We start from the raw sequence: 6,920 nt of genomic DNA on the forward strand, positions 1-6,920 counted from the left end.
CCGGCCAGGTGGCGGTCGATCCGAGCCTGCGCAGGCCTATTCGTTGGTCAACTCGCGCCACGAGACGCGGCGCGGTACCGGCGGCGGGGTTCCCGCCGGCGGAGAATCGCTCCGGATAGACGGGTTATCAAGGCCGGTTTCGAAGACCGGTCGTCCCCCGCCCGACGTCTGCCCGAGCTTCGCGCTGGTGGCCAGTACGTCACCCAGCTTGCGCGCGACTACGCCCATCGTGGTCTCGAGTGCGCCACCCGTACGGTAGTCGAGCCAGTACTGGTAGCTGACCGCAACCGGCACGCACCCCCCGCCTTCGAGCGGACGATTCGTGTTGAAAACCAGTATCCCTTTGGTCAGGCCCGGATCCGTGTTGGCTTGCTCGCCGTCGCCGGGAAGGTCGAGGTACCAGCCGTCGTTGTAGGCTCCGAACGCCTGGCGCAGCATCGCTTGCCGCGTCTGCTGCTGGCGCGCGGCGTAGGCCTCGTCGGTTTCACCGCTTTCGCGCGGCAGCGCAGCCGTCTGGACAATGGGGTCGCCTGCTTGGCAGATCGGGTTTACCGTCGAGCAAGTACCGGCAGTCAGAACCCAGCGCGTGAAATTGCTGACCTGGGTCGTACCTGTACCGGTACCCGTGGGCTGCGCAACTGTCGTAGTGCGCGGGTCGCCAAAGTCAGTGTCGGTAAGTCTGTCCTTGATGGCGTAAAACGACTGTTGCTGGAAGCGCGGCGTCGACTCGTGGATTGGCAGGAAATCGCTGGCGCCCAGGAGTTTGCCGGTGCCGACGAAGACAACGGGTTGATAAGCAATGCGGCCGAGTTCCGGCCGGGTCGTAATCGGTTGTGGATTACCCGCCGCGTCTTTCAGCGTGGCCAAGCGCTGCGCGTCGTAGACTGGTGGGTCGGCGGTCTGCGGGATTTCGCCGTTGACATCGAAACGCCACAGATTTCCGGCCAGGTCGCCCCCGTAGACGCGCTCGGCGGTGTTATTGAGGTCGGGAAAGTTGGCCCAGGCAGAGATCTTCGCCAGGCCGCTCGGCGCGTCGACGCTACCTACACCCGTGCTGATCGATCCGCCGTTGATTGCGGCGACGAGTTGCCCGCTGTTTGCGTTGACGATGAACAGTCGTCCTTGGCCATCACCGGGAGTGATATTGTTGTAGCCCGATGCGAAGAGGACGACCCAGGTGCCGTCGCGCAGCTTGGTGATCACCGGATTGCCGAAGCTGTACCCCAGGTTGTCGTGGGTGAACTCCCAGAGAGCCTTCGGGTGTTCCGGGTCGGTGATATCAAGCGCGTAGTAGCCGCGGCCGCCGTTATTCAGGCCGCCGACCAGAATCGTTTTCCACAACTCCGGAGTGCTGGCGGCCCGGCAGTTGGCCGGGGTGTCGGCACAGATGTCGCCCATCACCGGCGTGCCATCGACAGTGTACTGGTGGCGCGTCGGGTAGCGCTTGTCAGCCAGGTGCGCCAGCCGAGGGAACGCGAGTCGTGGGACGTAGGCCCAGGCTTCGTCGCCGCCAATGATTCCGGTGCCCCCGTCGGCAGCATAGAATGCATGCAGCATGCCATCATTCGCGCCGACATAGATCATGGCTTGGCGGTTGCTCTTGCTTTCGCGAAACTGAGCGTACTGCTGGTCGACGTAGTTCCACGGCGGAGCTTGAACATACACCGGCTCGGAACCAGCGATGTCGCCGAGCGGACGGTGGACGTCGCTGCCGCTTGCCGTTCGCTTGCGGTAGAGCGCGATCCGGTTGTCGACCGTGCCTTCGTTCGTCGCATCGCCGCGCAGGAAGTTGAGTAGCGTCTCTCCGCCGGCGTTCGCGCGCACGCCTGGGTCAAGGCAGACCACATCGCTTTCGCTGACGCAAGCCGTTTGCGACAGACGCTCGGCGTTGACCCATGGCGACTGCAGATACGCTTTTTCGCTATCGGAAAGGCTGCTCCAGACGAAGGGTTTGAGCCGGTCGCCCGCACCGGTGGCGCTTTCGCCGCTGGGATTGAAGGTATAGATGGTTCGTCGCCGATGGTCGGCGGCCGCGGCGCCTTCGTTGGTCAGCTTGCGGCGCAAACGCTCCTCGGCCGACCACGTGATGCTATTCAAAACCACCCCGGTCGCACCATCGACGGGTCTTCTGATCACATCGCCGGCCCAGACGCCGACTTCGAAAGACGATTGGAAAACGCCATTTCCGTCCCCCGCGACCAGATTTGGCGAAGTCAGGGTAACCGCGGCGACCGAACCGCGCGCCGAACCAATGTCGGCCAAAGCGGCACCGATCGCATTCGCCAGACCGGTCGGGTCGCGCGCGCTGAAGTAGGTGCCGCGGCCATTGACCGCCGCGTGCCAGAGGTCGTCGATGTTTGCCTGTTGCCGCGAGTTCTGGTTCGGTTGCGGCGAGTTCTCGTTCGGTTGCGGCCAGTTGCACTCGCCAGCCGTCTGCCACGAGCAAATGCCCATTGCCGGATCGGCCATGGTCGTCCATTTGATGCTGGCAAAATCGCTCCCGTCACCCTCACGGGCTTCCTGGTAGCGGCTGTCGTACTGCATCAGACCGGAGGCGCCAAGGCCCAGCGTGTAGGTGTTCATGCGCTGGATCTCGGCATCGGCTCCGCTGCCGTCCGGGCCTTGGCAGACGTTGCGGGTCGTATCGCCGTTGGAGTAGCAGTTCCCCAGCGTCGGCGTCCGCAAGTCGGTCATGTAGTAGTACTGGGCGACATCGGCCAAGGTGTTTGGGGTGGGACCAAGTGAGCGCGCACTGCACTCGATGCGTTCGCAGAGGTCGGGCTGGGACTCATCTGCCGGACAGTTCTGCGGCTCGCTTGGCGTGCAGCTGTCCACGTCTGCGGGACTGGTTCGAGTCGTTTGGTAGGTCGTGGCAACGCCACCGTTCGCATCCGATGCAGGCTCATCGACCGGCTGTGAACACGTTGGGCTGCCGGTAGACGGGCAGCCGGCGACGTATTGCCTGGTGACTTGCGGAACCACCGTCGTGCAATTGATCGTTTCCCCGTTGCTGGTTCCTGGCGTACAACTCGCTACGTCGTGCCAATCCTGTCCGACGATCGTTCGGCACTCCCTGCCGTTGGTCGAGTAAGCTGGTCCATTTTGTCGTGCCACCGGTGTGCATTCCGCGGCATTTGCCCACTCGCCTTCGACATAGCTGCATCTGCGGGTGCTTCCGTCGTCGGTACAGGTGGTCGCGTCGTGCCATGATCCCCACCTGGTCGAGCACGTCTTGGCGACAGGAACCGTATAGTTCGGACCGGTAGACGGGGCGACCGCGGATTCAGGGCAACCAGGGTCGTCGGCGGGTTGCGTTTCTCCTGCGTACCGGCATTCTCGCCCAGGGCCAACATAGTCATCGCCGTTCCGGCTGGTCACGGTGCAGCCCGCGTTGGCCGTTGTCCAGGCGCTCCAGAAAACGGGAGAGAAGTCCGCCAGGTAGTTGCACTGAACGGCCAAACCGACGGTGTAAGGCGACGACGTGGACTGTGCCAGGCTGGTGCATGCGGTGATGTTGTTGGCAAAATCCAGGAACTGGTAGGAACAAACGCGAGCGATTGGCACCGTGTAGGGCGAACCGTTCGATGCGGCCGCAGTCGTGCAGCTATCGACCGCTCTCGACGTTGTGGCGGGGTTGTATCGACATTCTCGGATGCCGGCTTGCACCGTGCAGGAATCGGTATCCGACCAGTCAGTCCAGGTCGTGCCGCAGACGGTGTCCGCGTTCGGCGTGCATGTGCCACCCGTTACCGTGGGTGCCGTCCAGGCGTACGAGCAGGTCTTTGCCTGGGTAACCGAATACGTCGGTCCGGTTGATTTGGCGCTTGCCGAACCGGGGCACGTGGCATCATCGACCGCCGCCGTCGGCGGGGCGTAACGGCATTCGGTTGCTCCTGCTGCGGCAACGCAGGTCTGATCCGTGTCTGCCCAGTCGGTCCATGTCTGCCGGCATTCAGAGGTGGCGGTGAGAACCGTGTAAGGCGAACTGTTCGACGGCGCTTGCACGACGCACGGCGGCGACGCCGTGTTGGCCCAGTCCGAATAGCTGCTGTAGCGGCACTCTCGCGCCGTCACCACCGTGTAATTGCTGGGATCCTCGGCCGTGGCCGTGCACGCGCTGCTGGCGTCCGACCAGTCCGAGAAGCCCGTGTAGCGGCACTGCGTGGCCTGCACGATGGTATAGGCGCTGAGGTCTTGGGGGCGTGGCGTGCACGTTCCGGTTGCGTAGGTCCACTCGCCAAAGTCGCCATAGCGGCACTCGGTCGCACTGAGTACCGTGTACGGCGAAGATGTGGAGCGTGCCTGCGGAGTGCACGCTGCCGTCGCGTCCGACCAGCCGCTGCTCACATAGTCGCACTCCCGCGCGGTCAGGACGTTGTAGGGACTCCCGCTAGAACGCTCGACCCGGGTGCACGCTCCAGTTGCATCGGCCCAATCGCCGGCTGCGTACCGGCATTCGGTCGCCGGCCCTTGGAAGACCGAGCCCTCGCCCGAATCGATCGATGGTGCGCGGGCAACGCAGGTCGTCGTCGCAGTCTGGAAGCCGCTTGCGCTGCCATAGGTGCACGACGAGCCGGTCACCCAGAGTCGCGTCTCGCTGTCTGTTCCTTGGTTGATCGTCTGGTTTTCTACGGCGGCGCTGACCCTGCACTCACTTACCTCGCGGGTCACGGTCGGCAGCATTCGGCATTCCCGCAGGCTGGAGCCTCTGGTGTCTTCTTCGCAGCGGTCGACGTCCTGCCATTGGCTCCAGGACTCGCCGCCGTTACTCGATGTCCGTGCCTGGACCTGGCGCAAGGTCTGCATCAACGGGCTGGTTTGCACCTGGAGCGTGTAGGTCAGGGTTCGCAGCGTTGCCGTTTGTTTCTGCAGGGCAGAGGTTTTCGTCTGCAGATACGATTGCCTGAGCTGAAGCCTCGCCGTCTTGCCTTGCCAACTGCTCAGTGTGCGCTTCTGCAGTTGTTCGATACTAGACTGTGGTCGGTCGCGCGTGCTGATCGTCGGCAGTGTGTTGGTCCGTTGCTGCAGGTGGTTGGCCGATTCCCACAGCTGGTATCTGATTTGGATCAGTGCCGATGTCCTCGTCTCCAGATTGCGGGTAGTCGATTGCGGGACCGTCGTCTGTTCCTGGAGCTGCCATGTCTTGCTCTGCAACTGCTCCGAGCGCATCTGGGTTTGCGTCGCGCGCGTTGGCGTGCGGGTCTGCAGCGTTTTACTGACCACCCGCAGCGCTTGTCCGGCACCACCGTCGTACTGTGGCCGCGCTACGGCGCCGTCCTGGTCGCCAACAGCGCCACCGGTGAGCGTGAAGCCAGCCTGCTGATTCCAGTAACCGTCGGTCGACAGAATGGTGAAATTCTTCTGGCAGTAATACTGCATCGGATCGACCACCGTCTCACCGTTGAACTGCTGCCCGTTCTTCAGGCCGGCGTAGATATGCCCGGCGTTGGAAAGTGCCTGGCGCAGCGGCGTATCCGCGCCGCTCACCGGGACCGCGGAGAAGAGCTTGTTGTACCAGGCGTTCTTGTTCGCCGGGCTGAACTCCTGGATATTTCGGAAGTCCCTGCCGGTGTTGTTGTTGATCGTCATGTAGCCGACCCGACGTTGCTCTCCGACACTTGCAAACGCCAGACTGGTCGCCGTCTTCATCGTCTGCATGCGGGTACGGTAGTAGGCCCACCAGTTTGCGTAGTTGGTCATCTCCTCATCGTAGGTGCAGGTCGTGTCGGTGCTGGTCCCACAGTCGAGGCGGGTTGCCGCTTTCGGGTAAGTGGTTCGGGCCTCGGTGATGACGTTCAGGACGACATCTCCCGGCGCCTGGTTTTCGCCCTCGGTTGTCGAGCGGCCGAACGCGGTTACCTGGAAAGTCCCCCCGCCTTCAACCGACGGCTGGGTCGGGGTGGCGAAAGCCGCCGGTGCGCTGATCGTCACGACGTTTCCGGAAGCTGACGCGCGATAGCCGACGGTTTGGCAGTTGCCCTGAATGCCAAACGAACATGCGTTGATCCCTGCGACGATGCTGGTCGCCAGAGCCTCGGCACCGCTCGACGGGATGGCCGCCGGGAGGATTTTCTGGTTGTTGACACTGATGTTTGCAACTGAACCGCCGACGCTGATCGTCAGCTTGCTGGTGTGCGGTTCAGGCATTCGTGGATACTTGTAGCCGTTGTCCGTATAGAGCGCGCGGCACGAATTTTCCGGCGGCGTGGCGGCGAGCGAAGCGGCCAGGCTGTTGCACCAACGCAGCGTTGCAGGTACCGGGTGGCTGGTACTCGGCGCATTTGCCGCGACGCAGTTGCGCAGGGTACGATCGGTGCAGTACTCGCCGACGACCGTCGTATAGTAGTACGCACCGTGCGTCAGGTTGCTATTGCCGGTGGTTCCGGTATCGCCCCGGCGCTGGACGCCGTAGCCGTCGTCGGTGACGTTCGTCCAGCCGCTGGTCGCGGCGCGCGTCCTGCTTGGGTAAGTCGTCGTATCGGGCGCACCCGTTGTCGAGTAATACGCAGGCGGTATGTAGCGCGTTGCCGGGTTGTACGTGATCCCGTTGAAACCCGGGTTGCGCACCAGGTGCAGGGGTGTGACGTTGGCCCAATCGGGTAGCGCCTCATCGTTCATGCTGTAGGAGTCGTCGAGCACGAACATGATGTTCGGGTAGACCTGAATCTCGGATGCGCCCGAAAGCGGTGCCGTGGCGAGGTCGGTGGTTGCCGCCTGAACGCCGGCGGCCAGCGCGAGCGCGGCGGCAAGCAGCGAGTACCCTCGGGCGATCGGTGGGCAGAGAGCGTGCATGGCGAACTCCTTGAAGCGGGTGCAGCGTGTTGCAGTGCGCCTAGATGGCGACGATGGTTTGGACATAACTGACGGTATTGCGCGGCCCGACGATGCGCGTCGTGATGCGGTAGTAAACCTGTTTTGGC

Annotated in this window: 1 protein-coding gene; it reads right to left on the reverse strand. The window is 63.3% G+C overall.

The window, feature by feature from the left end:
- Positions 1-36: 36 nt before the first annotated feature.
- Positions 37-6,792: a PilC/PilY family type IV pilus protein gene (locus Q1L59_RS14015; protein WP_300333258.1), complete on the reverse strand. Its 6,756-nt coding sequence runs from the start codon at positions 6,790-6,792 to the stop codon at positions 37-39.
- Between the last annotated feature and the right edge of the window lie 128 nt (positions 6,793-6,920).

Origin of the sequence: Accumulibacter sp. (assembly GCF_029255125.1) — a bacterium.
Taxonomy (GTDB): domain Bacteria; phylum Pseudomonadota; class Gammaproteobacteria; order Burkholderiales; family Rhodocyclaceae; genus Accumulibacter.